Raw genomic sequence first — 26,073 nt, 5'->3', positions numbered from 1 at the left:
TGATAATCTATTTTTTGTAAAAAACATGCTAAAAAAGATAAAAAAGTGGAGGAATCCCTCACATCTTTATAACTGGAAATTGAATTTCTGTTAATAATTCACTGGCCGGTACTTCTTCAGGGTTATTTATGTATATTTCCTTGGGAGAACCAATAACATCATAATTATTGGCCAGCACAAATTCCACCATACTATCATAAACCTGACTTAAAGTAGAATAAGGACCTTTGTGCATAGCATAAACAACCCGGTGCTCAGGTATGGTTACAATCATTATTTTGTCAGTTCCACTAACTTCTCCTTCTATAGGAAAACCCACATCATATTTAAATTCCTCTGGAGGAACACTCTGTGGGTTTGAGTAATAAATAGCAAATGGAGGGCCGGTTATTTTAACTTTATTGGCTCCTGCCCAGTATGCTATATCTTCAATCAATACACCTATCATTTCTGGAGGCCCTATCTTGGTAATTAGTGCTAATTTTTCTTCTGGAACAATTTTATCATCTATATCCAAATAAATCACCCTTTAAATAACAATAACTGGTTACTTGATCTCTAAACTTCTTAAAATTGAATTATATGCTTCTTCAGTTTCATTTTGAATAGATGGGGGGCAAATATATTCCACCATAATCATGAAATTATTGATTTCCATGGTTGATATTTCATGGGCCACCTGGCTACTGACTATTTGATACTGCCTGAAGTTATATTCATTTATCTCAACATTACTTATAGAAGATCCTGATTGATTGAGTAGTGTTTCCTGGAAAAGGGTATTATTAACGGTCCCTGCAGTTTTTCTAACTTCCACATTTATAAATGCCTGCTGATCCTCTCCAGACTGATCCCTAATTTGTCGGGTAAATGTTACCTGAGAATACACCGTGTTATTGAAATCCCCTATGACCTGGCTTTGAGCCCAGCCTCCCTGCATCTGGAAGTTTAATTTTCCTTCTTCAAAGTTAGTGGTGGCAGTGGTCATGAAATAAATCAGGCCCCCGGCAAGGGCTACTATGGCCACAATTAAAATTATTAAACCGTAATCGTTTCTCTCCATTTAAACACCTACTTTTTAAATTTAATAATTTATATATTATTTATAAAAAGAGGTATTTATTATTGTGTTATAGTTGGAAGAATAGCTATAGTCTAGAACTAAATTTTTATAATTATTTTGTAATTTAACCAATTTGGATAAGATTTATATTCACTATCCAATAAAATAATCTTATAAATTTGATTAATAGAATCCATATCCTTATGGTGAAAAAATTCCATGATATAAATTGTTTTTCTCAAAATCAATTAATCTACTCAAATGTATTATGGGACCTGAAATCTTAGCCTGAATTTGGGAGGTATTTTTATGAAAAAGGTTGCAATAAATGGTTACGGAACTATTGGAAAGAGGGTGGCAGATGCAGTTTCTGCCCAGAATGACCTTAAAATAATCGGGGTTAGTAAAACAAAACCTGACTTTGAAGCTCGTATGGCGGTAGAAAAGGGCTATGAGTTGTACATCAGTATACCTGAGAGGGAAAAATTATTCCAGGAAGCAGGGATAGAAATTAGTGGTACTGTGGATGAAATGCTGCATGATGCAGACATTGTAGTGGATTGCACTCCTGAGGGTATTGGAGCCCAAAATTTACTAAAATACAAAGAAATAGGAATTAAGGCCATATTTCAGGGCGGAGAAAAGCACGACAATGTAGGTTTATCCTTTAATTCCTTTGCTAATTACGATGATTCCTGGGGGAAAGATCATGTGAGGGTGGTATCCTGCAATACTACTGGTCTTTGCAGGACATTAAAACCCATTCATGATTTATGTGGAATTAAAAAGGTGAGAGCCGTAATGGTAAGAAGAGGAGGCGATCCTTCACAGGTAAATAAGGGCCCCATCAATGCAGTGGTTCCTAACCCTCCTACTGTGCCCTCCCACCATGGACCGGATCTTAAAACAGTTATGTATGATGTTAATATCAATACGGTGGCCCTTCTGGTACCCACCACCCTCATGCACCAGCATAACTTAATGGTGGAACTGGAAAATCAAGTTGAAGTGGACGATATTGTAGAAACTCTGGATAAGACTTCCAGGGTAATGCTGGTAAAAGCCAAAGAAGGTCTAGGATCCACCGCAGAGATAATGGAATATGCTAAAGAATTAGGACGATCTCGAAATGACTTATTTGAAATACCCGTTTGGCAGGAGTCCCTGAATATTGTGGATGGAGAACTATATTATATGCAGGCTGTTCACCAGGAGTCTGATGTGGTACCTGAAAATGTGGATGCCATAAGGGCCATGCTGGAAATAGAAGACAATGCAGAAAAATCTATCCAAAAAACCAATAAAGCCATGGGAATTTTATAATTTAATTCCCATTTTTTTAATCCGGGTTACTTAAGGTGAAGAAATTGCCTTTAAGAGTAGATGTGCAGGAATATTTAACATCATATGATCTTCCCCAGAAAAAGATTGCTCTTAAAATCAGAAAAAAAAATATTTGATATTGATTCTGATCTGGACGAAGAAATTAAATGGAACAATCTCACCTACCGCAAAAAAAGACCTTTATTTGGTATTGTAATACATAAAAATCATATAAACCTGGAATTCTGGCAGGGAACACTTTTAAAAGACCCTGATAATCTTATTGAGGGGACCGGTAAAAAAATCAGGCACTATAAAATCAGGAATGAAGATGATATAAATATTCATCTGGAAGATTTTATTAAACAGGCTATTTCTTTAGATTCAAAGCCATGATTTTAATTTGCCTGGAAATTATAAATCAAGGATAAAATCCATTTAAAACAGGGATAATATCTTATAACTATTTTTTAATGGATTTAAATTTATTTTGAGGCGTTCTCTCCCGCCACATAACCTGTGGAAAAGGCCTGTTGAAGGTTGTATCCTCCCCGACGCCCACAACCGGAAATTATTTCCCCGGCAAAGTACAAGCCCTTAACCAATTTTGATTCCATGGTGCGGGGATCTATTTGCTTTTTTGAAACCCCACCACAGGTAACCAGTGCTTTATCCAAAGGAAGATGACCAACTATGGTCAAAGGAAGACCTTTTAAAATCTTAACTAAATCCAATCTTTCTTTTTTAGTTATTTGATTCAACTTTTTTTGAGAATCAAGGTTTATGGTTGCTAGAAATGGTAAAATAGTGCTTTGGGGTAGATGATAATTTAAATAATTTTTTAAACTTTTTTTACGGTATTTCTGGAAATCTTTCATTAAATAGGATTCTAGTGATTTTTGATTCATATCTGGTTTAAAATCAATTTTGAGCTTTAAATCTCCATATTTGTCCATAATTTCCACAATTTCATGGCTCATATCAAGAATAACTGGCCCGGAAATACCAAAATGTGTCAAAAGAAGGTTTCCACGAGGCAAATCTTTAGTTTTGCCCGGGTATTCTATACTCATCCCCACATTTTCCAGGGTAACACCCTTTAATTTGAAAATCCATTCTTCCTGAACTATGAGTGGAACTCCACCTGGCTTTAATTCAGTTATTTGATGTCCTAATGATTTTGCAAACTTAAAACCATCTCCAGTTGATCCAGTTACATTATAAGTTGATCCACCTGTTGCCATAATTACTTTATGGGCGTTAATTACTTTACTTTTCGTGGAAGATAACTGGAAAATTTCAGATTTTTTATTAAGATTTTTTAAATCATATTCATATATTATTTCCACGTGATATTCCTTTAAAACTTTTTTTAAAATATCTACAACTGATTTAGACTTTTCAGTAATGGGGAATACTCGTCCTGAATCTTCCACTTTATAATCCAGCCCTTGTTCTTTGAAAAATTCTATCAGATCCCAATTAGAAAATTTATTGAAGGCATCCCGGTAAAATGCACCATTTGTTCCGAATTTTTCCAGGAAAACTTTCAGACTGGCGGTATTAGTGAAGTTACACCTTGTATTGCCTGTTAAAAGAAGCTTTCGACCTATTAAATTATTCTTATCCAGCAAAACTACCTTCTTATCTAGTTGTGAAGCTTTTATGGCGGCCATGCAACCGGCTGGCCCGGCTCCTACTATGGCTAAATCATATATTTCCATAAACTATCTCTTTTTTTATTAATTCCTTTTTTATAAAATATAATAGTATATAATGAATAATAGTTTTATCTAAGTTTGCTGCTAAGATATTCTAAAAAATGAAAATTATTTCGTAATATGAATGATGATTAAAATGACTAAAAAAGTTAAATTTGGGCCAGCAGGAAACCCCCTTGGATATAAAGGCAAGACTCCTCAGGTATGTGATTTTTTAGCTGATAAAGGATTGGATGCTTATGAATACCAGGCCACTTATGGGGTGCGTATTTCTCAAAATCCGGCACAGGAACTTAAAAAAAATTCTATAAAAAACGGGGTGCTGCTTTCCATGCATGCTCCCTATTATGTTAATCTCTCCTCAGCTGATCCAGCAGTAATCGAAAGGTCCATTGAAAGACTAGTCCAGTCTGCCCGGGCAGCAGAATGGATGGGAGCTTATCGTATTGTTTTCCATCCAGGATTTTATACCAAATATACTCCTGAAGAAGCCCTTAAAAAATGTAAGGAATCTTTAGAAACAGTACTTGAAAAACTGGATGCAGAAGGAATAAAAAATTTCACTTTTGCCCCGGAAACCACTGGAAAAAAATCTCAGTTAGGTACCTTAGAAGAAATTATTGATATTTGTCAGTCCCTGGATAAATTCCAGCCTACTATTGATTTTGCACATTTATATGCCCGGAGTGGTGGGAAAATTAAATCTAGAGAGGACTATCATCAAATTTTAGATATACTGGACAATGAACTGGATATAGATCATCTGCACTGCCATTTTACCCGCATTGAATTTGGCGATTCAGGTGAAAAAAAACACCATATTCTCTCTGAAAAAGAATATGGACCTCCGGTAAAGCCATTACTTGAAGTTTTAAAAGAGAGTGGTTGGAATTCAACCATCATCTGTGAGACTCCTTTAATTGATCAGGATGCACTGCGACTTAAAAATTGTTTTGATAATATGAAATAAAAATTAGGCACACCTAAACTTTTATATACTAGAAAAGCCTACCTCTAATTAAGTAGTTTTAGGCATACCTAAACTTTATATATGGGAAACATCCACATTAAACTATAGAGTTTTTAGGCATACCTAAAAAATCTACTTTTCATCCAATCTAGCAAAACCCTGGTTAATGTTCTTCTGCCAAAAAACCTTCTTATCCAGGGATTTTTTGCTGATTCATGGTTTCCATCAATCGTTGTCCTGGGGTGGGTATCAACCTCTAATCCTAACCAAATGTATCCATTTCTGCCCCGGGTTCAACTTTTGTTCATGCTATTAATCTATGTATTAATGAAAAATAAAATTTCAAAATGCAGTGTCAAATAAAGAATTTTATACCATGAAATTATCATTTTTCGTGTTTGCAATGTTTCGTGGTTTCTATCAATCGTTGTCCTGGGGTGGGTATCAACCTCTAATCCTTAGCCAAATGTATCTATTTCTGCCCCGGGTTCAACTTTTGTTTCATTTAAGGCTTTTGCCTTTTCAAAATTAAGTATTTTGAATTGATTAGATGTTTATGGGGTTGTTTTATACCATGAAATTATCATTTTTCGTGTTTGCAATGTTTCGTGGTTTCTATCAATCGTTGTCCTGGGGTGGGTATCAACCTCTAATCCTTAGCCAAATGTATCTATTTCTGCCCCGGGTTCAACTTTTGAATATTATTTTTAAATCCTCATGGGAATTTATATCCCCTCAAGATATTAATCTAATCTCTTTTTGAAAAAATATATAGTCTTCCAAAAGCATATATGTCTTTAATACAAAACAATTATCATTATATTTTAACTTTTTTTTAAATTCAGGTGATGCAGTGAAATTTAACAATATAGTTTATGATTCACATATTATTGAAAATAAATCATCCATAAATTCCAGGGATTCCTTGAAAGAATCTAAAGTGGTTGTTTTACAACCCGTAGGGTACCCTTTCAGCTGTAATTTAATTGATACTCCCAAAATAGAAGTATTTGATAAACAACTTTTTGAAATTTATGCCCGGGAACAATGGGAGGGCTTTAATGCAGTGGAGGGTTCATTTTTATTTGATCAAAAAATATTGCCCGACTTTGCTTTTAAAGTAATAAAAGCCCATCCTGATAACTCTAAAATCACTTCCTCAACATCTATTATTTTGATTGATAATCAGGAAATCAATGAAATTAAAAATATGGAAACTGACATCAAAATGGAAGATGTGATTGGCCAAAAACAGGCTAAATTGAAATGTAAGATTATACAAAAGTACCTGAAGGACCCGGAACACTTCAAGGGATGGGCCCCCCGGAATGTGCTATTTTATGGTACTCCCGGTACAGGTAAAACCATGCTGGCTAAATCACTATCAGGGGAACTAAAAGTTCCTCTATACCTGATAAAGGCCACCAGTTTAATTGGAGATCATGTGGGGGATGGATCTCGACAAATACACGATTTATATGATCTGGCTTCAAAAACTTCACCCTCTGTGATATTTATTGATGAAATTGATGCTATTGCCCTTGATCGTAAATTCCAGTCTTTAAGAGGGGATGTATCCGAAGTTGTTAATGCCCTTCTAACTGAAATGGATGGAATTAAAGATAACCTGGGGGTGGTTACCATTGGAGCTACTAATAATCCTTCACTTCTAGACTATGCCATCCGGAGTAGATTCGAAGAGGAAATTGAATTTAAACTACCAGATGAGAATGAAAGAAGGGAAATGATTGAAAAATATATTGAATCCATGCCTCTGGAGGTAAAAGTATCCCGTACTAAATTAGCCCAATCATCCAAAGGAATGTCAGGAAGAGATATTAAAGAAAAATTACTTAAAACCGCTCTGCACAAGGCCATTTCTGAGGATAAATCTACAGTGGACAGGGAAGATATTGAATACGCCCTTAAAAATTATCAAACAGAAAAGAATGAGCCCAAGAACATGTTTGCCTAGTCTATTTAATTCAAACTTATAAATGGCGGTAAATCCATGAATATCAAAGAAATGTTTTTAGACTCCAGCAGATATGCTGCTTCAGACTGGACTAAATTCATATCTTTAGGGATACTGTTTGTTCTAACTGATTTTTTAGATAGGCTATCTTTGGAAAAATCATTTTTAGATTGGATCTGGTTGGTATTTCTGGTGTGGATTATTTTATTTTTCATCCAGGCGGGATATATTTTTAGAATAATAGAGTTTTCAGTGAAGGGCCATGATCAATTACCCCATTTTAATAACCTTAAAAATTTATTCCAACATGGTGTAAAGGATTCAGTGGTATTTACCATTTATCTTTCTTTTCCACTAATCTTTTTTTTAATATTTTTAATAGCAGACTCCTCAAACTGGACAGTAGAAGTATTTTCTAATAATGAACTATTATTTTGGGTTTTAACTGCAGGATCCCTAATATTTTTCATATTATTTCAAGGAGCTATTCTTAATATGGCTCACCATGAAGGAAGATTCAGATCTGCTTTTAATTTTAAAGAGATTTACTTAAGAATAAAAAGAGTCAAAATTCAAAAATTCGTAATTACCTGCATTTTAACCGGGATAATTATCTGGCTTTTAGAACCTTTTTTCCTGGAAGATGTGGCACATTCCATTGATTATCCTTTAGGTGCTATTATAGACGTAATAATTGCCCCTTACCTGGCTATTTTAACCAGCCGGTTTTTAGGTATAATGGATCGCTATTAAAAAAATAAATAAAAAAACTATTCGACTGAAAAAAGAAGTTTACAAGTTTCAATCAGAGATTCATCTTCTTCTTCTGCGGCTTTTTTAAGATTCAGGATCATATCATATAGTATCTTATCCACCACTGATCTGGTAAGATTATCCACTACATGTTCTTTTCCCTGCAAGTCTCCCAGCTTTTTCAAAGCTTTCTGGGTTTCTTTAGTTCTGACTATTTCCATTTTCTTTCTAATATCCCGCAGGACTGGTTCAATTTTAAAATGCTTTAATGAATTTAAAAGAAGATCTAACTCTTCTTCTACAATTTTTTCTGCTTGGAGAGCTTCTTTTTCACGTAATTTTTTATTTTTATTAGCGATACCTCGTAAGTCATCAATATTAAATACCTTAACTCCTAATTCCATTACTCTATCTTCAATATCTCGGGGATTTGCTATATCCACCATTACCAGCGAGTTTCTTCTATGAGGAGGAACTGCTTTTTTTACCTTATCATAAGTCAATATGGGATGGGGGGCACCGGTGGCACTAATAATCACATCTGCATCGGACATAGCTTCCATAAAACGGTCAAAATGAATGGCATAGCCACCTAATTCTTTAGCTAATTTTACAGCACGATCATAAGTCCTATTAGAAACAACTATGGCTTTTAAATGTTTTTCAACCAGCGCTTTAGCCACGAGAGTTCCCATTTTACCGGCACCAACTACCAGAACCTTTTTACACTTTAAATCTCCGTGTATAGATTCTGCCAGCTCAACAGCAGCAGATCCAATAGAAACAAAACCCCTATTTATATTTGTTTTATGTCGAACAGACTGACCTACATGGATGGCCTTGTTGAAAACGCAATCCAGGACGGTTCCACAACTTCCATCCTTCAAACCTGCTTTTTTTGCATCTTTTATCTGGCCCAGTATCTGATCTTCCCCAATAATCATTGATTCCAAACCAGAAGCCAATTTTAAAAGATGTTTAAGGGCTTTTTCGTCTTTTTCTATTATAAAATTACTTTCATAACCATTCCAGTCCATATCTACATCTTTAAGTTCATTAAGTACCAGGTAATATTCCGCCCGGTTGCAGGTATTGAGGGAGATAGATTCCTGAACTTCATACTTTTTACTTAAATCCTGAATAAGGTCTTCTAAGGTAGCAGTAGAATTTTCCATAGTATTAATATCAGCGATTTTGTGATCAACTCTTATATTCAGAATCAAGAACTTCCCTCCTTATTATAATTAGAAACCATGGGTTGTTCCATTAATTTTAGTTAAATATTCCCTTACTTGAGATTTAGCCTCTTTCAGTTTGCCTTCATTTAATAATTTAATTATATCTGGGTTATTTAATATTTGGTAGAGATGAATTCTTCTTTTTTTTTGATCACTTATTTTATCCTTAAGTAATTGCCGTGCATAGTGTTGTAATTCAATTTGAAGTAGATCCTCATCTTTAATAGCTTCTTGAATTTTTTTTCTAAGTATTCTGGCCATTAAAGGACTTTTTCCACCTGTAAAAATTGATATTTGAGCATCTCCCAAAAAAAAGCTGGTGGGAACTATAACATTGCCTTCTAAAGGATAGTCAGCCCGGTTTAAAAGTTTATCTTTACCAAGTAAAGCTGCCTTGTTATTTAATTCATTATCGCCGCTAGCTACTACCACCAGATCTGCCCATTTAATCCATTTTTCTATTTCATTAACTGGCTTTTCAATGGCACCTAACTTCAATAGTTTTTCAGGGACGGTTCCCCCAGTTATAATCACTTTTGAATGAGCATCAAGAAATTTAAGTGCTCTTCTTTGGCCTACTTCGCCTGATCCAACGATTAAAACTTTCTTTTTTTCCATATTCAGAAAAAGCGAAGTCCAGCCCATAAAAATTAACTCCAGAAATTAATAATTATTCCAGATTCTTCATTCTTAAGACTTTCATGGCGGTTCTTAAATCATTGCCACATTCCTTTAGAATGTTACTTGCTTCTCCCTCTGAAACATTAAATGTATCTGAAAGGGCTTTAATACTTTCTTCATCGGAATAATCATCTTTACCTACCAATTCTTCTGATAATTCTTTTTTCAGTTTCATGTATTGGTCAGTACTCATGTCAATTCGGCGCATAACCATATCCCTTAAGGGGCAGGGTTTAGATGGTTTACAACACCAGACTAAAGACCCGAAACAGGTTCCTTCTCCCTGTCCCAATGCTGTTTTTTTCCCGAATTCCTCTTTTATTTTTATATATTCCTGTGGTGTACGATTAGAATCTTCTAAAGCGTGTAATATAGGGCAAGGTTTCACAGGAGGACAACAAAAAGCAAGTGCTCTTTTATCTCCTCCGCGACATACGTGTGATGGTGCATCTTCCCATTCCATATAAAAATCCTCCATTATCTTGATTTAAATAATTAAATTTAATTGATTTTTTTAGTTTGGTTATTAAAATATATAAATTTAAGAAAAAGATTAGAAAATTAAATAAATAATAGAATAAAAAAAAATTTATTCTTCACCCAGCATCTTCTCTTTTTCAGTAGGGGTTAGCTCCTCTATAATAGATTCCGGCTCCCCTATTTTAAGTATTTTACCCCCTCTCATGAGACAGGCCCGGTCACAAACATCCAGCACAAACTCCATGTCGTGGGAAATAATTAAAAAGGTTTGATTCAGTTCTTCTCGAGCTTTAATTATGGAATCGGTAACCTGAACCCGGGTTATAGGATCCATAGTTCCGGTAGGCTCATCTAGAATTATAATATTGGGTTCTTTAATCAGTACCTGTGCCAGAGCTACCCGGTGTCGTTCTCCACCACTTAACTCATCTGGAGATTTTTTTAAAATTGATTCGGCATATTCATCATCGAATCCTACTGCCTTTAATACGTATATGGCCTTCATTTTTGCAAATTCTGCAGGCAATTCCAGACTTATAGCTTCAGTCAGGTTTCCTAAAACATTTCGGTGGGGATAAAGGCTGTATTCCTGGTGTAAAATTCCAAGATAAGGCATAACTCTCCCTCTACCAACCGGGCCTTTTTGGGTCATATCGATCCAGTTTTCTCCCAGTCTTACCATAATTTCACCGGAACTGGGATCAGTAAGGCCGAATAATATCCGGGATAAGGTGGTTTTGCCGGCCCCACTAAGGCCTACCACTCCAAAGATTTCACCTTCATCCACGGTGAGATTTACTCCATCTACAGCTTTAACTACCCCTCGATCAATGGAGTAGTAATGTTTTTTAACCTCTTTCATTTCTATTATAGGGGCATCCGATTTAAATTCTTCTCCCTTTTCTGGCAAGGGGACCTGTGCCATGAATTTTTCCACAATTTCAGTAGGGTTTCCTTCTGCAATTATTTCCCCTTTTTCCAGCCAGATTACATAATCTGAAAGTTTTTTCATTACCTCTGGCCAATGAGAGGTTACCACCATGGTCACGCCCTTTTCTTTAACCCCTTCAATCAGGGCCTGATGTAGCAACTCGGCAGTTTTAGGATCAAGAGTACCGGTAGGTTCGTCTGCTAGAAAGAGCATAGGGTCTTTTGCTATTTGACGAGCTAAAACTACTCTTTGTTTTTCTCCACCACTTAAATCACGGGCAATATGGGTAATTCGGTGAGTCATCTGGCTTAATTCAAGAATATCCAGGGCCCGATAAGTACTTTCTTCATAATCCACGTCAATCATGGATTTTATAACGTTATCAATTACGGTGTCATCTTCATAAAGGGCGAAGGTTCTCTGCAGCATAATGGATATTCTTCTTTTAATTGCAGCGAAAACCTTACGATCAGAGTCCCAAAAATTAACACTCTGTGCTTCAAATTCACTACCACATCCACATCCACAAACTGAGCCGACTTTAGATGGCGGCTCAACACGCAGACATTCCTGGCAGATTGCTATATTATAGGTGATACTACCCTCATCAGGTTTATAATCCTTCATCCCCCTTAACATATTTATGAGGACTGACTTTCCTGAACCACTTCTACCTAAAATACCCAGGACTTGACCTTCATTTATGGTCAAATTCAAGTTTTTTAAAACAGGAACTCCTTTAAAACTCTTGGTAATGTTTTCCAGCACAATAAAAGACATTGAACCACCTTTTAAAAATATTTATTATCAAATACTATTTATTAATTCTGCACATACAATTATTATTAATATAATTATTTTATGCAGCTTAAATTTTTATAATTAAATATAATCACACTTCGATTTTGACAATTAATTATAATTAATATAACTATAATATGCAATAGCTTATTAAATTTTATTTTTTTTACTTAGAATTTTTTTAAGCTATCATTCTAATTTTTCCTGAAAATAATTTTCAACTAAAAAAAAATTAACTTAATCTAATTTTTGACAAATCAAAATTCAATTTACCTGCCATGGCTGCCCGGGCAATGGATATCCCCTGGGCACCGGAATCAATCATTTTTTGGGCAGAATCTAAATCAGTTATGGAGTTATTGCCAATTATAAAAATAGAACATCTATCTTTGATTCTTGTGATTAAATCCAGATCTGCTTCTTTATATCCTGGTTTCATGGCATCCACATGGATAAAATCTGCCCCGGTATTTTCTATAATATTTACTATTTTCAACTCATCTACCCCGGGTACATGGGCTCTTATCTTAACAGAAACTTTGCTTTTAGCTTTTTTTACCACCTGCAAGACAAATTCTTCCATAAAATCGGGATTGCTAAGTAAAGCCTGTCCACAGCCAATGGATGTTATTTCTTTTTGACGGCAATGGGCATTTATTTCCACCACATCCACCTTCTTTAATTTAGATATTTCAATTATTGGATCCGGGGTAAGGGAACGAATATTAACTGATAATTTACCATCCCAATTTTCTTTAATTTCATCGGCTTCTTTTTTAATCTTGTCTATTAATTCCCCTTCAGATATATCGAATTCCAGCCTTCCCCTTTCCATTATTTTTTTCCCAGCATGGATGGTGGGTTTATCTGCATTGTATCCTCCTAGTGTCACCATATCAAATCCACAGGGGATAAGTTTTAAACAGAAATCCGCATTGGTTATTCCAGCCATAGGAGCAAGTACTTTAATAAAACTCACACTCACAAAAATAAATTTTAAGGAATTATTTAATCTTAGACTTTTTTTTGAAAAATAGAAAAATGTTCATTCTTTCATCACATGAACCAGATCATAAGTAAAGCCATCACGAATTTCTTCTAAAGCTAAATCAGCTAGATTAGCTGCTTTTTCAGCTGTAGGGGCTTTTCCTATACCTGCTTTTAAAGCCACATTTATCTCTGCTTCGATTTCTTCAATAATTTTAAGTAAACCCTCTGGTTCAAGTCCATTGCAGGGGGACATGAAGTTGTCTCCCCCAATGAAAAATAGCAATGACCCTTTTTCAATTAACTTTTTCATTAAAAAATGCTGTACTCTATTAACAATAAAAGAAGTATCATAAGCAGGGACTATGTCTGTCAGGGATTCGGTAATACCATTAATATCAATATGGGCTAACTGTACAAAACTTTCTTCTTTATTAACCAGACCATCAACAGCCAGGATTTCACTTCTATCCTCAGATTGGGCACCACCATAATTTTGAAGGGCTTTAGAAGCATTTCTTTGTGCATCATAGGGTGTTTCAGCCGCTCCTACTCCCATACTGACAGTTATAGGGTATCTGTTCCTTATGGATCTTTGAATTCGGAGGTGGTCTTCCACATCACTGTTATTGGTTACAGCCAGCATATTGTCAAATCGGGTGAAAAAAACCAGTCCCTGCTTGGCAGCAAACTGCCTCTGCAAATCTGCATAAAGTTCTGCCTGTAGAATTTGTAGATCGGATTCGGTCCTTGGAGCTGGAGTAACTGTCCAGGGCCCGTAATTATCAATTTGAATTAGAGTCATCTGTATCATATTTATTCACCCAAAATTACTTTGGCTAACATTATTTTATCCCCTATGTTACGCATCTTGGTTTTTGTTATTATAACCTCTTTAATTAGTTTTTCTATTTTAGTTTTTAAAGCAGCGTCTTGTTCATCAATAATAAATTTATCTAAAAAATCAGAATAAATGGTACTGACTCCCCAGGACGATACTTCATAACCAAGAGCTTCCATAAATTTAGCTGCAGGCCCACTTACTGGATTATTTCCAATTATGGGGGATACTCCCACAACATAATTATTTTTCAAAGCTTTTTTAACTCCTTTTAAAGATATTATTGGCCCAATCGAACTTACAGGATTAGAAGGCCCAATAATCACTATTTCTGAATTTTCTATACTTTCCACCAGCTCAGGTACAGGTTCCACCTGATTGTAAACTACATCTTTTACAGGACTTTTTCCCTGTTCCTGAACTAAAAATTGATGAAAACTAATTTCCCTGGAGGGAGTGATAATTTTTATCCGGGACTGCTGATTACTCATGGGAATAACCCGGGAAGCTATACCCAACCTACTTCTTTGAATATCAACAACTTTGGATAAATCGTACTTTTCCATTAAATTAGTTTTTTGTATTTTAAAAGCCCGATCTTTATCCCCAATTTTTAAGAGTTCTGGTGTTCCCAATTCACTTAACTTATGGTGGGTTATGAATGTATCGTCTTTAATCCCATACCAGGTATCTTCATTTATGATATCTGCCAGGGTATAAAGCACGGTATCGATATCAGGAGCAACATAAACTCCTGAAAAATAATCGTTTTCCACCGTATTTACTACCACATTAATCTTTTCCGGATCAACTATTTTTTTTATACCCTGAATTAATTTGGGGGTTCCGGTACCACCAGAAAGTACTGTGATCATAATAACTCTCATCTAAAGATTTAAATATACTTTGTGATTAACAAGCCTTATTCTAAAAAAATATTTGATATGGATGGAGGCAAATTAAACTGGTATTATCTAAATTATTTTTATTGGCGGAATGCATCATATTTTTTAGGTCGGATTAGATCTTGAGCTCCAGATTCAGGATCTTTTAGAATTTCAAAACTAGAGTAACCCCTTACAACCACTACTGGCATACCTTCATCAGCCTGGCCCATTATTAATGAGGCTGAGGCTGCTAATTCATCGGCAACTGCGATTTGAGTTGTTTCTAATTTACGCCCATAAAGATCAATCTCACCTTTCCGATTCCAGATAGTTTTTATCCCGGAACTTCCAATGGCCACTCCCACAGCACCTTCCCGGAAGGGCCTTCCCTGGGTATCAGAAATAATAACTGCTAATTGTTTGCCAATTTTTAATTCTATATTTTTTCTTAGATTTTTGGCACTTTTATCTGGATGGAGGGGTAAAGGAGTAGCCCAACCTTTTTCAACATTGGATTCATCTATTCCGGCATTTGCACAAATAAATCCATGATTGGTTTCAGTTACTATAAAATCATTTCCTACTTTTACTATTTCTCGGGAATGGTTTAATATAGCTTCCATTAATTCTGGACTTTTACCAGTTTTTTGGGCCAGATGATTTGCTTTTTTACCGGGTTTAATTGAATCCAGGTTTATATAATTTCCCTCTGCTTTGGATATAATGGTTTCTGCTATAACAATAATATCCCCATCTTTCCACTTCAGTCCCTGATTAAAGGCAACATCTACAATTAAAGATGATAAATCATCATCTTTTTTTACTAAAGGTAAATTTTCAAGACCAATTAATTCTATTTTCATTAACCCACCCATATAAAACTGGCAAAATTTGTGTTTCAAAATAAAAATATAATAAATTTATTTATTCTTAATTAATTAGATTTATTCGCTGGATTTTTAGAATTTAAAAGGATTAAGAGGCTATTTTTAATTTTAGATAAATACTAGATGGTGCTTAATTCCCAGTTAGCACCAGCAAAAGCAGCGGCTGAGGTAACTTCATTACTGAATTCTTCAAATTTTCCCTGGTTCATTATAAATTCTGCCGCCTCTTTAGAATTTTTTGCTTCAAATTGTACTTTTTGAGGGGCGATGTGTTCGTAGGTTGAAATGTATCTTACTTCACCGGCAGGAATTTTTTCCACCAATATGCCCTGGTGAGTCACGATTCCAATAAAGCCTTCTCCCTCCTTTTTAATTGCCCCTGCAATTCGGGGAGTATTATAATCATCCTTTTCATAATCCATGGCCAGAAGAGAAAGTGCAATAGCATCCCTTATATTCATCCCTAAAGATATTTTATCAGCTATTACGTCCGTGTGGGATCCATTGGATACCACGGCCACATCATCCACAATTTTAATACAGTTGTAGGCAATGTAAGGACTTTCAAATATGTCTTTTTCATAGCCTTCTTTCGGAATGATGGCAGCACTTCCTTCAAATTCTTTAGCCATTCTATTTGGAAAAGATCTGCTGGAAACCCGGTAGGCTACAAATGTTCCATTTTCATTACTTCCTAATGCTAATATTCTTCCAAGATACATCTTTTTCACCTGATAATTCGAATAATATTCCTTTTTCCGGGAATTATTTTTTTAAACTATTCTGGAGATTTAACTGCTTTATTTGTAGGCAGGTCTGGTGGGGATGTAATTATTATTTTACCCTCCTTGGGTTTTATAATAAGCTCACCTTCATCAATCACCCGGGTATGCACTGCAATCGCACTATTTCTAATAAAACGGGACATATCTTCCCCATTAACTAGTACTTCTCTTAAACCCGCCACCGGTATTAAATAATATTCAGATGGACCTGCATTTTCATCTATTTCTGGTTTACCGGTAACTGCCGCTGATTGATCCGCAACCTGAAATGTACTGGTAACCACTAAAAAGATTAATATGGTAAAAAGAATGTCAATGAAAGGAACCATATTAAATTTAGGGCTACTACTGTTTAGTTGATTACGGTATTTTTGTATATCCATAGTCATGTAAAAAACCCTTTTTTATTTATTTTAGGAAAGTTTCTATTTTAATGCCGGGATAGTGGATGTTTTACTGCTTGAGTTTACTCATCACAATTTCGGCATTAGTATTGCATTTTTCCAGTATGATATTGTTAATACTCTTTTCCAGCATACTGGGTTTGAAGGCCACCCAGATATTAGCCTCAGGATCATTTATCTTTTTTACATTAACAATCCCTTCTGATACCTGTAAGGCCTCTATAGCCTCTTCAAGATCTGCATCCACCTTTATTTTCATTACAGCATAGCTCCAGTTAGTCATTTTTTTGGCAAGTTCAATGCTGTCCATTTCTTTATCAATATGGCTTTTTATATATGAATAGAAGGGTACCAGTACAATGGCTACACTTAAACCCATAATGGTGGTTATTAATGCGATGTAAATCCCTTCAGCCAGGGCAGCAGGTTCGGCACTCATTCCAATTTCCCGGAAGGTATAAAACATACCAATAACTGTACCAATCAAACCCATCAGGGGAGCTATTTCAATAATGGTTTTCAGGGTTTCCATGCCCTTGGTCATCCTACCCATTTCCACGATGAATACCCTTTCCATAGCATCTTCCACTTCACCCTTATTCCGGTATCCAATTTTAAGGGCTTCAGAAATAATCTTGGATATAGGGTTCTGGAATTGGCCGATGGCTCTTAGTGCCTCAAGTGACCCTCCTTTTTCCATAGAATCATTAACGGTTCCAATTATCTGAGCAGTATTTACTCTTGATATTTTTTTTAAATAAACAATTTTTTCCAGTGAGGTAAATACACCATATATACCTACTATAGCAATGAGGTAGGTGATTATGCCTCCACTTTTAAACATTTCCAGGATAGTTCCCAGTGTATTGGTAAAAAAATCCAGAATCATTTTATCATCTTTTATTATTAGAAATTGTATTTAATTTAATTCAAATCATATTGGGTTATTATCTTATAAACTTATCTGCTCCTAACATTTGATTAGAGGTCTCTATTTAAATACTTTCATAGAATGTGTTTTTAGATAAACATAAGTTCATAAAATTAAGGGGGTCCTTATTAATCTTCTAATTTTTACAATTTTTTAATTGTCCTTCATTTTCTTTACAGTTGCCCAGGACTTACGTACAAATTCCGGCATATTGTCGTATTTAAAATTTTTTAAAAAGGCTTTGGTACGGGGGTCACTGGGATACCCAGATCCTAGGTTGCCTAATTTTCTATATTGGCGACTTAATTTCTCTATTTCCATATCCCTTTCCACCTTGGCCACAATTGAGGCAGCTGCTACCACCACATAATTATCGTCTGCCCCATGTTCTGCCTTAATGTCAATCTCCGGGCCTAATACTTCACTAATTTCACTACATAATCTGGAAGGATTTACATCTACTGAATCAATAATCACTGACTGTGCCTGGGATTCTTTTATAATCTTCATCATGGCAATTTTTTCAATCTCATTGAGGTTTATGTCCTTTGCCCGCATATTATCAATATCCCTGGCAGAAATTTTTACCACAAAGCACTCTGCAATTTTTTTTATCTTACGGGCCAGGAGATTTCTTTTTTTTGGAGCTACTTTTTTGGAATCTTTAATGCCCATTTTTTCCATAAGTTCCAACTGATCTTCAGAAACTAGAACTCCACAGACTACTAAAGGACCTATAACTGGTCCACGCCCGGCTTCATCAATGCCTAATATTTTCATGTTAGTATCTCAAATTATTTCTTTAATTATAGCAGGATTTTAAAATTTTAATTTAATCTTCAATAATAATAAAAAAAACTTAAATAAAAAAAATAAAAAATTTAGAAAAGGAATTATTTCATGGCTTTCAATCGCACTTCAGGTTCTAATGCACGGGGTTCTGCAGCTACAATGGCTGCTCCTTTAGCCACTACTGTCATAGGGTCATCAGATATTTCTACTGGAATTCCCACTTCTTCATAAATCCTTTCTTTAAGGCCTTTTAATTGTGAAGTTCCACCTACAACCACCGTTTTTTGGTATACTCCGGATATTAATTCAGGGGATAGTCTTTCAAGGACTACCGCTAATGCTTCAACAATTTTTACTACTATTGGCTCTGCAGCATTTGCCACCATATTGGAGTCAATCTCTACTTCCTTAGGCTTATTGGTTTTCATGCACTTTCCTATAACTGTAGTTTTATCCAGTTCCATATCTATATTGGAATGTACCATTCCCACCCCTATTTTGGCTTTTTCTGCTTCGTGAATACCTATCTCCACTTCATACTTTTCCTTTACCTGGTCCACGATATTGTCATCAATATCGTCTCCACCCCAGCGGATGGTTTCTATGTCGGTGATTCCCCCTAGTGAAATTACAACTATATCACTGGAACCGGCCCCAATATCAATAACCATAGTTCCGGTAGCTTCTGCAATAGGTAAACCTGCACCAATAGCAGCTGAAAGTCCTTCACTGATTACCAGTACATAACTGGCTCCAGCTTTTCTACCAATTTCTTCTACAGCATTTCTTTCTACTTCAGAAGCATCTCCGGGTATTCCAATTACTATACGGTCAATACTTGTGTTGTCTTCTCCTGATCCCAGTTCAATTGAATAGACCAGCAAGGCTTCTGCCTGAGCTACGCTCTCAATAACTCCTTTTCGTAGTGGTCTTACGGCCACTATGTCTTCTGGAGTTCTGCCCAGCATCATCTTTGCTTCTTCACCTACAGCCAGAACATAGGACGGGTCTTCTTTTTTCACGGCTACTACTGATGGAATTTTATATAAATCAAATTTATCCCCTGATGGCTTGGCCACCACGGTGTTTAAAGTACCTAAATCAATTCCTAAAGTATCATTAAGCGATTTTTTTCTTACTTCTTCATTATTCTTCTTTTTTCCAAATGAGAACATATTACTCCTCCTCAATAATTTCTTTGAACTCTACAACGAATATCTGGTTAGAATTAGCAACTTTTTTTATCTGTTTAATGTACTGCTCATCAGTTGAGATGAGTATGGTTGACAGAACCATATCTGTCAGTTTGAATAAGGGATCTATCACATCACGCAGTAGCTTAGGAAGGTGATTGGTTATGGAAACATCAGTTTCTATAAAACCAGTCGTTTTATCTTCCAGTATAAATGAAAATTTAATATTATCTTTTTCAGCATCTCCTGCAAATTTTTTTATAGCATTATCTGGTGCCACCAGCAATATTAGATTTGATTCATTTTTAACGTAATATGGGGCTATTTTTAGATAAGCTCCACCATTTTCTTTACAAATCAAACTCAATTCTCTTATAATGTTGCTGTCGCCATGTAACATGATAAAATCAAATTTTTTTCGAACAAATGACTCTTTTAAATTAACATGCTCTCGAAAAACTATTTTAACTCGTTCTTTAGCAGATATTGCGGCATATGCTACATTATTAACCATTTCTTCATTACCGGCAATAACGCACCATATTTTATCTGAATCCTGGGCAGTAGATACTTGTGCTGCCTTTCTAAGAACTTTTATTTTACTTTCTATCATTAATACCACTTCGCAGGAGGGTAATAGTTATAAATTTAAAAAAATACTCATTTTAAATTACTTTAAAAAACATTTTATAAAATATTAATTTATAGATGTTTATATGTAATCCCAACTAACCATTTTTCTTTTTTCCATTAATTATCAACCAAATATTTAATTGATTCTGGATTATATATTATATGTGCTAATATAAACTTTTCATTAATTAATATGTTCCCACACCTATTAAAATAAAATTTCATATATTTCCTCTCAGGTCTTTATATCTAGTTATAATGCCCTTATTTATTTTAAAATATAAAAAACGTAATTATAATAAGATTTATTAAATCTATTTTTATCTATATTAATAAATTTCAAGGCAATGCTGAAATATATAATTAATTTATCTATTATTATATATCATACTAATTTCAAGGGAAATTAAATAGGCGGTAATGCACATAACTGATTATATACTTTATATGCTATTATCAATCGCAAGGTGCTAATAGAAAATAATCATTATCTACTTAAATAATCTATAAATTTAATTAAAAAAATTACTTCATTAATATTCTCTTAATCACCAGGTGTGCACATGTTCGTCAAAGGAACTTTCAAAAAAGCAAGTATACTATTTACCCTAGCACTTTTACCATTCCTTTTTGGTTATTTTATAATAAGTTTTCTTCTTTTTTCTTTTATAGCATTTTTAATGCAATTTTTTAGAGATCCAAATAGAAATTCCCCAATGGATAAAGGAATTGTGGTGGCAGCAGCAGATGGCAGAATTTTAAAGGGCAAAATTGATCGTATAGAACAGGTGGATTATGATTACCCTTTAATGGAGTATGTTCTGGAAAAAAACGAAAAAGGAATTCTAATTAGCACCTTCATGTCTCCTTTTGATGTTCATGTTAATCGTGCTCCTGTATCAGGCCAGGTGGTTAAAACTAAATATTGCCCGGGAAAATTCAAGGTGGCCTTTGGTAATGTGAAGACCGAAAATGAAAAAAATCTGATTGTTATTGAGTCTGAATATGGGAAAATAGGGGTTATTCAGATAGCCGGTTTTGTTGCTCGCAGGATTGTCCAATATGTTCAGGTGGGGGATGAGGTAAATATAGGGAGTCGTTTAGGCATGATCCGGTTTGGATCCCGTGTTGATTTAATAGTACCCTATGAAAAATTTAAGGTAATGGTAGAAGTAGGAGATAAACCCAAGGCTGGAGAAACAGTTATGGCCTCTTTAAAGTGATATTTAAGCTTTTTTTAATCAGATTTTTATATTAAATTAATAGGATGATTTAATAATATACGACTATCTTTATTTTTGGGGCATTATTTCAGTAGTAGGTAACTCTAATTACAGAATATTCCTATAATATTTATATTAGTCTTTAGTTACAATTTAATTACCAGGGAGTCTAATAATGAGTCTAGAAACTATGCGAATAAAAGATTACTTTTCTCTTCCAGACCTTTTCTCCATTTTTAATGCTGTATTCGGATTTATGGCTATTATAATGGCCATGGACGGTTATTTAATAATTTCTGCTCAATTAATATTAATTGCAGTAATTTTTGATTCTATTGATGGATGGGTGGCACGAAAAATAAATAGGGATGATAAATTAGGATTTGGAAAAAATATGGATTCATTATGTGATGTTATATCCTTTGGTGTTGCGCCGGGAATCTTTTTGTATTCAGCCACTTTATCATATGATATACGATACATTAATATATTAGTAAGTCTCTTAATAGTAATATGTGGTATATTGAGGCTTTCAAGGTTCAATGTCATTTCACAAATTGGAACTCCACAAGATAAATTTGTGGGATTGCCCATACCTATTACTGCTGTGGTGCTGGCATCATTTTATCTTACCGGTATGTTTAGGGAGGACATAGCTCTCCTGATAATGACTATCGTGTCCTTATTAATGATTAGTACCCTAGAGTATCCTAAAATAAGAAGCATTAAAACTGCAGGACTGTCTTTAATATTAATACTGACAGTTTCATTGCCTCAAAACATTCAAATAAGTTTGATGAATATCCCGGCCATGATTTTATTCATCCTAACCATGACTTTCATAATATTTATGCCCATTTTGGCCTTATTCACGAATCTAAGAAGTGGTCCACATGTTAGATAAGTTGAAAGGTAGTAAAAAGAAAAACAATAAAGATTCTCCTCCAGATCTGAGGAAAAACGGCGAGAAAGAATCGTCTGACGTGGGAGGCAAAATCCAAGATCTGGTTGGTAAGATATCTGGAAAAGCGAATAAGAGTGAAGAAAAACCTTCGAGGGGTCCAGTTAAGAAAGCTCGACCAATGCCTAAACCTAGAATCAAGCCTAAGGGCGATGAAAAAATCAGGCTTAAACCTAAAGATAAAGCTAAAAAGCCTATAGGGGCCAAAGCTGCTTCTGGTGGGGGTCCTTTCGGAAGAAAATTGCCTGGCGATGATGATGATCAAAGGACGATTATTGGTGCGGCGGTTTTCGGTCTGATTTTGATAATACTGGTAGCTTCTGGTTATTATTTCCTTGTTTATGCTCCTTATCAAGAAACGTTGCAGGATGCTAAGGCAACCAAATTAAATGAAATTAATGCCTATTTTAAAGGTCCATTAGCTGTAGACCCTGAAAAACAGGCTCTTCTAGCTGATATTGATGCAGGAGTAACTCCTGAGCAGGTACTGTCGGTGGATGTGATTGGCCCGGCTACTAATTCCTGGCGAACATATCAAAACCAGCAACTCAATAGCAAAAAAGATCCTTTTGACAGGGTAATGATTGTTTATTCCACTGATCCGTCTGCACCTGAACAGGATACTTCTGGTTCTCAGAAAAATGTAATCATGAAGGCCAGTGATGCCCAAAGATTTATTTCCCAGGCAGATGCTACTGTTCTGGCTAATATGGAAATTCAAACCCCGGATACCGTGGCAGTACCCATAATTATATCTCGATTACAGGCGGCAGGGGGCCTAATTAGTGTGGGTAATATGGTGGATGTTTATCTGAGGGTTTCTCCGGAGCAGGAACAACAAGCACAACCTGAACAAAATGAAACAGAAGAGGGAGAAGAAGCACAACCAGCTCAAACAACTCAGACACCTGAAAGTTCAACTCCTCAAATTAGTGGAGCTACTGTTCTGGCAATATTAAGGGCTAAAGACAGTGGAACTATTGATGCCAGGGTGACCCGTGGCCAGAGTTTTTCAGTTAATGAACTGATTTCCCAAAGCCAACGAGAACAAACATCTTCTGCTGATGTGGAACAACTATTAAGGGCAGCTGCATCAGGAGGATTTAATGAAGCTGAAACAAGGGCTTTACTCCAAAACTATGGAATCAAGTTATCTGACTTTGAGAGAACATCCAATCTTGGTGAACTGGATGCACAGTACTTACTCTTGCTGGAAGTACCTAGAGAAAATGTTTTATTCTTAATACAGAATATGGACAGCATAATTCTAACAGTTCCTACTCAGCAAGCTCCAAATTGGATGATTAATGAATTAAGAACCATATATGGTTGATTACCCCTCAACCACTTTATTATTTTTATACTCTAATTCAAAAAGGGGGACTTAAAATGAAAGTGGATAAAATTTGCATCGTTTTAATATTGATACTGGCTTTTGCCGGAATGTCCTGGGGATCAGAAGTTTGGGTAGTGGAAAATCCAGAGGCTACCAGCTATAAATTTTCGGATTTATCCGCGGAAATATTGGTAACAATTAAAAATAACAATGATCATGTGCAATACTTTAAAATAAGTCAGGCATATCAGGGTAGTCTGGCTGAAGCAGAAAACAATACCATACTCTGGGTTATTGACTGGACCAGCCCTGCTGCAGTAAAAATGGTCAAATCTCGATATCCTGAATTGGGAGGAGATTATGGTTGGAAGATTCAGCCCGGGGAAACTAAATCTGTTTGTTTCAAGCTATCTGCTGTGGGACAAATGGGACAAATACCCTCGTATATTATAAGGGCGGATTCCGATGATGGTGTATACTGGCCACTGGTACCAGAACCTGGCCTTATGGCTTCCTGGTTTGTTCCTAATGAACTGGAAATTTTAAATCCTAATCTGGATATATTACGGTGGAAAGGAAACTTCAGCTTCCGCCTAACCAATGTGGACTCCACCAGGGTATCCGGTATAGTAAGAGCACCTATTGTCCCTGTTGACTCTAAATTAACACACAGTAATCCACGGGTGACATTCTTAGATGACGAACTTGCGGTTGATACTCAAATTGCTTCCTGGGATGTAGTAATGGAACCAGGTGCTTCTCGAGTATTCAACTACGTCTATGAATGGCCAATGGGTAGAAGCTCATCCAGCGCCACCCAGGGGCGTTCCAGTTCTATTCCAACAGCAGGTGCTCAGGAAAATACTACTTCAGTTCCTACCAGAGATACTGGTGTTCCCTATGGATTATTTATAGTAGGTGCATTAGTAGCTGGTGCCGGTGTAGTTTACGCTAAGTTTATGCGCCATTAAACCGGGGTTTTTATTTTAACCCCTTGATCCTTTTTTTAAAATTTAAAAATATTTATATTTCAGAAGAATTAATGAGTAAATAACCTATGCGAATCTCTACCTTTTTTATTGTAGTGGGAATGTTGATCATATCCCTTTATTTTTTAATTGATGTAAGTTTTTATGCATCCCAAATTGTAATGGAAAACAATACCACCACTGCGGTTGTGGTAATGCCCTCTATTGATGTTACTCAAAATATTAATAATAAATCTGTTTCCTATGGTGTATATCATGAACCTCAATCCATGAAACCTGGAAATGGAACTGTTATTCTTTTTGGACATCGTACCATGTATGGATCACCTTTTTTTAAATTGGATGGATTAAAAGCAGGTGATTCTGTTTTCCTGGAATGGCCGGGGGTGGGAAAAGGTGAATATAGGGTTAACAATACCTTTATTGTCCCGGCTTCCTACCGAATATCAGTGGAACAGGGTGAAAAATTATTTTTAATTACTTGTCATCCTATAGGCTCTGCCCGGGAACGTTTGATAGTTGAAACAGACTTAGTTAGTTTAACACCCTTAAATGAAACATTTACTCAGGATAATCCTGAGAACTATTATGCAATCTTAATGATCGCGGGGTTTTTAATTGGTGGACTGGCACTGACTTACTTTTACCCGGTAAATGAGGATAAAAAAATAGTATTATTTGTGGTAATCGCCTTAACACTATTTTTAACACTGGCCTATCTCTTCCCTATTCCTCCTGATTTTATTACTGGAAAGTTATCTGATATAAATAATTTATTTGGTATTTAATGTAATCTAACTCCTGATTTCATTTAATAAAGGTGTTTTTATGGATATCAATGATAAAGATAAAGTAAATGAAAAATATTTCAGCAATCTATCTTCCCGGGAGAGGGCTATATTTGAGGGGGCCATAAGCATGGGTGCACTTTTCCACCAATTCATAGGAACTCCGGTAAGTTTGAAAAGTGCGGATTCTCTTCAAAAAGCCATTGAAGAAAGTATTAAATTACAGCCAGGAGTCAAGAAGATTAAAGTCCGGATTAATCCTCATATATTAGCTGAATTAGATACGGAATTTGAATATACTTCCCTCACAGGAGATATGCTGGACGTGGAACTCCATTGTGATTTTAAAAAAACCAGGGCGGTAATTAGAATGAATTTTATCCCTGATCTGAATTATCCCTTAATGTATGTGGAGAGCATAAAGGAAGAATAATATTAATTTTTTATAGGTTGCCATCTCCTTAATCAAAGGATTTTATTAGATTGCGATAATATTCTTT

At 35.4% G+C, this 26,073-nt stretch carries 28 protein-coding genes; 11 read left to right on the top strand and 17 right to left on the bottom strand.

Annotated elements, in window-relative coordinates; all coding sequences use genetic code 11:
- Positions 1 to 58: 58 nt before the first annotated feature.
- Together HYG87_RS04495 and HYG87_RS04490 are read right to left on the bottom strand one after the other, a co-directional pair.
- A complete protein-coding gene (locus HYG87_RS04495; RefSeq protein WP_211534026.1) occupies positions 59 to 517 on the bottom strand; it encodes a GyrI-like domain-containing protein in 459 nt (152 codons plus the stop codon).
- A 30-nt stretch (positions 518 to 547) separates the two neighbouring features.
- Positions 548 to 1,063 (bottom strand): hypothetical protein, encoded by a 516-nt coding sequence (locus tag HYG87_RS04490; protein WP_211534025.1) that lies wholly within the window; start codon positions 1,061 to 1,063, stop codon positions 548 to 550.
- A gap of 309 nt (positions 1,064 to 1,372) precedes the next feature.
- Here HYG87_RS04490 and HYG87_RS04485 point away from each other — a divergent pair, with 309 nt between their 5' ends.
- Positions 1,373 to 2,386, top strand: coding sequence for a phosphorylating glyceraldehyde-3-phosphate dehydrogenase (locus tag HYG87_RS04485; RefSeq protein WP_211534024.1), 1,014 nt, complete (start codon positions 1,373 to 1,375; stop codon positions 2,384 to 2,386).
- Between the two features lie 84 nt (positions 2,387 to 2,470).
- Positions 2,471 to 2,782, top strand: a complete 312-nt coding sequence (locus HYG87_RS04480; protein WP_211534023.1) for a DUF1801 domain-containing protein — start codon at positions 2,471 to 2,473, stop codon at positions 2,780 to 2,782.
- 89 nt (positions 2,783 to 2,871) lie between these two features.
- On the opposite strand, the gene HYG87_RS04475 is transcribed toward HYG87_RS04480, so the two are convergent.
- Positions 2,872 to 4,110 carry a BaiN/RdsA family NAD(P)/FAD-dependent oxidoreductase gene (locus HYG87_RS04475; protein WP_211534022.1) on the bottom strand — a complete coding sequence of 413 codons (1,239 nt, stop codon included), beginning with the start codon at positions 4,108 to 4,110 and terminating at the stop codon, positions 2,872 to 2,874.
- A gap of 133 nt (positions 4,111 to 4,243) precedes the next feature.
- Between HYG87_RS04475 and HYG87_RS04470 the strand changes: the two genes are divergently transcribed.
- From HYG87_RS04470 to HYG87_RS04460, 3 genes are all read left to right on the top strand, one after another.
- Positions 4,244 to 5,077, top strand: coding sequence for a TIM barrel protein (locus HYG87_RS04470; RefSeq protein ID WP_211534021.1), 834 nt, complete (start codon positions 4,244 to 4,246; stop codon positions 5,075 to 5,077).
- A gap of 853 nt (positions 5,078 to 5,930) precedes the next feature.
- Positions 5,931 to 7,052, top strand: a complete 1,122-nt coding sequence (locus HYG87_RS04465; protein WP_211534020.1) for an AAA family ATPase — start codon at positions 5,931 to 5,933, stop codon at positions 7,050 to 7,052.
- 36 nt (positions 7,053 to 7,088) lie between these two features.
- The gene (locus HYG87_RS04460) at positions 7,089 to 7,805 is read left to right on the top strand and encodes a DUF4013 domain-containing protein (RefSeq protein WP_211534019.1); all 717 of its coding nucleotides are present in this window, start codon (positions 7,089 to 7,091) and stop codon (positions 7,803 to 7,805) included.
- A gap of 17 nt (positions 7,806 to 7,822) precedes the next feature.
- Here the strand turns inward: HYG87_RS04460 and hemA are convergent, their stop codons facing one another.
- The 14 genes from hemA to HYG87_RS04390 all read right to left on the bottom strand — a co-directional run bounded on the left by hemA (position 7,823) and on the right by HYG87_RS04390 (position 20,256).
- Positions 7,823 to 9,028: a glutamyl-tRNA reductase gene (hemA, locus tag HYG87_RS04455; protein WP_211534018.1), complete on the bottom strand. Its 1,206-nt coding sequence runs from the start codon at positions 9,026 to 9,028 to the stop codon at positions 7,823 to 7,825.
- 21 nt (positions 9,029 to 9,049) lie between these two features.
- Positions 9,050 to 9,688: a precorrin-2 dehydrogenase/sirohydrochlorin ferrochelatase family protein gene (locus tag HYG87_RS04450; protein ID WP_211534017.1), complete on the bottom strand. Its 639-nt coding sequence runs from the start codon at positions 9,686 to 9,688 to the stop codon at positions 9,050 to 9,052.
- A 25-nt stretch (positions 9,689 to 9,713) separates the two neighbouring features.
- A complete protein-coding gene (locus HYG87_RS04445; protein ID WP_211534016.1) occupies positions 9,714 to 10,187 on the bottom strand; it encodes a methanogenesis marker 9 domain-containing protein in 474 nt (157 codons plus the stop codon).
- Positions 10,188 to 10,313: 126 nt separating this feature from the next.
- Positions 10,314 to 11,915 (bottom strand): methyl coenzyme M reductase system, component A2, encoded by a 1,602-nt coding sequence (gene atwA / locus HYG87_RS04440; protein WP_211534015.1) that lies wholly within the window; start codon positions 11,913 to 11,915, stop codon positions 10,314 to 10,316.
- 253 nt (positions 11,916 to 12,168) lie between these two features.
- Positions 12,169 to 12,888 (bottom strand): MJ0144 family RNA dihydrouridine synthase-like protein, encoded by a 720-nt coding sequence (locus tag HYG87_RS04435; protein WP_211534207.1) that lies wholly within the window; start codon positions 12,886 to 12,888, stop codon positions 12,169 to 12,171.
- 93 nt (positions 12,889 to 12,981) lie between these two features.
- A complete protein-coding gene (locus HYG87_RS04430) occupies positions 12,982 to 13,737 on the bottom strand; it encodes a GTP cyclohydrolase III (protein ID WP_211534014.1) in 756 nt (251 codons plus the stop codon).
- A gap of 2 nt (positions 13,738 to 13,739) precedes the next feature.
- Positions 13,740 to 14,639 (bottom strand): 2-phospho-L-lactate transferase, encoded by a 900-nt coding sequence (gene cofD, locus HYG87_RS04425; RefSeq protein ID WP_211534013.1) that lies wholly within the window; start codon positions 14,637 to 14,639, stop codon positions 13,740 to 13,742.
- Between the two features lie 110 nt (positions 14,640 to 14,749).
- The gene (locus HYG87_RS04420) at positions 14,750 to 15,514 is read right to left on the bottom strand and encodes a coenzyme F420-0:L-glutamate ligase (protein WP_211534012.1); all 765 of its coding nucleotides are present in this window, start codon (positions 15,512 to 15,514) and stop codon (positions 14,750 to 14,752) included.
- A 143-nt stretch (positions 15,515 to 15,657) separates the two neighbouring features.
- Positions 15,658 to 16,260: an IMP cyclohydrolase gene (locus HYG87_RS04415; protein ID WP_211534011.1), complete on the bottom strand. Its 603-nt coding sequence runs from the start codon at positions 16,258 to 16,260 to the stop codon at positions 15,658 to 15,660.
- A gap of 56 nt (positions 16,261 to 16,316) precedes the next feature.
- A complete protein-coding gene (locus HYG87_RS04410; protein WP_211534010.1) occupies positions 16,317 to 16,712 on the bottom strand; it encodes an ExbD/TolR family protein in 396 nt (131 codons plus the stop codon).
- 64 nt (positions 16,713 to 16,776) lie between these two features.
- Positions 16,777 to 17,616: a MotA/TolQ/ExbB proton channel family protein gene (locus HYG87_RS04405; protein WP_211534009.1), complete on the bottom strand. Its 840-nt coding sequence runs from the start codon at positions 17,614 to 17,616 to the stop codon at positions 16,777 to 16,779.
- A gap of 195 nt (positions 17,617 to 17,811) precedes the next feature.
- Positions 17,812 to 18,438: a ribonuclease HII gene (rnhB, locus tag HYG87_RS04400; protein WP_211534008.1), complete on the bottom strand. Its 627-nt coding sequence runs from the start codon at positions 18,436 to 18,438 to the stop codon at positions 17,812 to 17,814.
- A 113-nt stretch (positions 18,439 to 18,551) separates the two neighbouring features.
- On the bottom strand, positions 18,552 to 19,625 hold the full coding sequence (locus HYG87_RS04395) for a rod shape-determining protein (RefSeq protein WP_211534007.1): 1,074 nt from the start codon (positions 19,623 to 19,625) through the stop codon (positions 18,552 to 18,554).
- Position 19,626: 1 nt separating this feature from the next.
- Positions 19,627 to 20,256, bottom strand: coding sequence for a hypothetical protein (locus HYG87_RS04390; RefSeq protein WP_211534006.1), 630 nt, complete (start codon positions 20,254 to 20,256; stop codon positions 19,627 to 19,629).
- 583 nt (positions 20,257 to 20,839) lie between these two features.
- Here HYG87_RS04390 and HYG87_RS04385 point away from each other — a divergent pair.
- The 6 genes from HYG87_RS04385 to HYG87_RS04360 all read left to right on the top strand — a co-directional run bounded on the left by HYG87_RS04385 (position 20,840) and on the right by HYG87_RS04360 (position 26,006).
- Positions 20,840 to 21,499 (top strand): archaetidylserine decarboxylase, encoded by a 660-nt coding sequence (locus tag HYG87_RS04385; RefSeq protein ID WP_211534005.1) that lies wholly within the window; start codon positions 20,840 to 20,842, stop codon positions 21,497 to 21,499.
- A 175-nt stretch (positions 21,500 to 21,674) separates the two neighbouring features.
- Entirely contained in the window at positions 21,675 to 22,403 is a 729-nt protein-coding gene (locus HYG87_RS04380; RefSeq protein WP_249164890.1) for an archaetidylserine synthase, read from the top strand.
- Positions 22,393 to 23,793 (top strand): DUF515 domain-containing protein, encoded by a 1,401-nt coding sequence (locus tag HYG87_RS04375; protein WP_211534004.1) that lies wholly within the window; start codon positions 22,393 to 22,395, stop codon positions 23,791 to 23,793. Before HYG87_RS04380 ends, HYG87_RS04375 begins: the two co-directional genes overlap by 11 nt.
- 56 nt (positions 23,794 to 23,849) lie before the next feature.
- The gene (locus tag HYG87_RS04370; protein WP_211534003.1) at positions 23,850 to 24,767 is read left to right on the top strand and encodes a hypothetical protein; all 918 of its coding nucleotides are present in this window, start codon (positions 23,850 to 23,852) and stop codon (positions 24,765 to 24,767) included.
- Positions 24,768 to 24,853: 86 nt separating this feature from the next.
- Entirely contained in the window at positions 24,854 to 25,573 is a 720-nt protein-coding gene (locus HYG87_RS04365; RefSeq protein ID WP_211534002.1) for a class E sortase, read from the top strand.
- A 40-nt stretch (positions 25,574 to 25,613) separates the two neighbouring features.
- Entirely contained in the window at positions 25,614 to 26,006 is a 393-nt protein-coding gene (locus HYG87_RS04360) for a dihydroneopterin aldolase family protein (protein WP_211534001.1), read from the top strand.
- Positions 26,007 to 26,073 lie beyond the last annotated feature (67 nt).

The sequence above is a fragment of the Methanobacterium alkalithermotolerans genome (genome assembly GCF_018141185.1).
GTDB classification, from domain to species: Archaea; Methanobacteriota; Methanobacteria; order Methanobacteriales; family Methanobacteriaceae; genus Methanobacterium_F; species Methanobacterium_F alkalithermotolerans.
Note: the sequence above shows the minus strand (reverse complement) of the source record. Positions and strands in the feature narration are given on the sequence as shown.